This is a genomic window from Escherichia sp. XD33 (genome assembly GCF_019375075.1).
GTDB classification, from domain to species: Bacteria; Pseudomonadota; Gammaproteobacteria; order Enterobacterales; family Enterobacteriaceae; genus Enterobacter; species Enterobacter flexneri_A.
Genome location: NZ_JAENDM010000188.1, coordinates 1 through 1,258 on the forward strand (window position 1 = coordinate 1; position 1,258 = coordinate 1,258).

Sequence of the window (1,258 nt, forward strand, 5' to 3'; positions counted from 1 at the left end):
TGATCTTACCCAGCAATAGTGGACACGCGGCTAAGTGAGTAAACTCTCAGTCAGAGGTGACTCACATGACAAAAACAGTATCAACCAGTAAAAAACCCCGTAAACAGCATTCGCCTGAATTTCGCAGTGAAGCCCTGAAGCTTGCTGAACGCATCGGTGTTACTGCCGCAGCCCGTGAACTCAGCCTGTATGAATCACAACTCTACAACTGGCGCAGTAAACAGCAAAATCAGCAGACGTCTTCTGAACGTGAACTGGAGATGTCTACCGAGATTGCACGTCTCAAACGCCAGCTGGCAGAACGGGATGAAGAGCTGGCTATCCTCCAAAAGGCCGCGACATACTTCGCGAAGCGCCTGAAATGAAGTATGTCTTTATTGAAAAACATCAGGCTGAGTTCAGCATCAAAGCAATGTGCCGCGTGCTCCGGGTGGCCCGCAGCGGCTGGTATACGTGGTGTCAGCGGCGGACAAGGATAAGCACGCGTCAGCAGTTCCGCCAACACTGCGACAGCGTTGTCCTCGCGGCTTTTACCCGGTCAAAACAGCGTTACGGTGCCCCACGCCTGACGGATGAACTGCGTGCTCAGGGTTACCCCTTTAACGTAAAAACCGTGGCGGCAAGCCTGCGCCGTCAGGGACTGAGGGCAAAGGCCTCCCGGAAGTTCAGCCCGGTCAGCTACCGCGCACACGGCCTGCCTGTGTCAGAAAATCTGTTGGAGCAGGATTTTTACGCCAGTGGCCCGAACCAGAAGTGGGCAGGAGACATCACGTACTTACGTACAGATGAAGGCTGGCTGTATCTGGCAGTGGTCATTGACCTGTGGTCACGTGCCGTTATTGGCTGGTCAATGTCGCCACGCATGACGGCGCAACTGGCCTGCGATGCCCTGCAGATGGCGCTGTGGCGGCGTAAGAGGCCCCGGAACGTTATCGTTCACACGGACCGTGGAGGCCAGTACTGTTCAGCAGATTATCAGGCGCAACTGAAGCGGCATAATCTGCGTGGAAGTATGAGCGCAAAAGGTTGCTGCTACGATAATGCCTGCGTGGAAAGCTTCTTTCATTCGCTGAAAGTGGAATGTATCCATGGAGAACACTTTATCAGCCGGGAAATAATGCGGGCAACGGTGTTTAATTATATCGAATGTGATTACAATCGGTGGCGGCGGCACAGTTGGTGTGGCGGCCTCAGTCCGGAACAATTTGAAAACAAGAACCTCGCTTAGGCCTGTGTCCATATTACGTGGGTAGGATCA

The 1,258-nt window shown here is 53.6% G+C and carries 1 protein-coding gene; it reads left to right on the forward strand.

The genetic code is table 11. The features are described 5' to 3' along the window. Positions 1 to 65: 65 nt before the first annotated feature. Positions 66 to 1,228, forward strand: a protein-coding gene (locus K0778_RS26175; RefSeq protein WP_085947771.1) for an IS3-like element IS3 family transposase whose coding sequence is annotated in 2 segments (ribosomal slippage) — positions 66 to 327 and positions 327 to 1,228 — 1,164 coding nt in all. Because the reading frame shifts where the segments join, the coding sequence is not laid out codon by codon here. Positions 1,229 to 1,258: the final 30 nt, after the last annotated feature.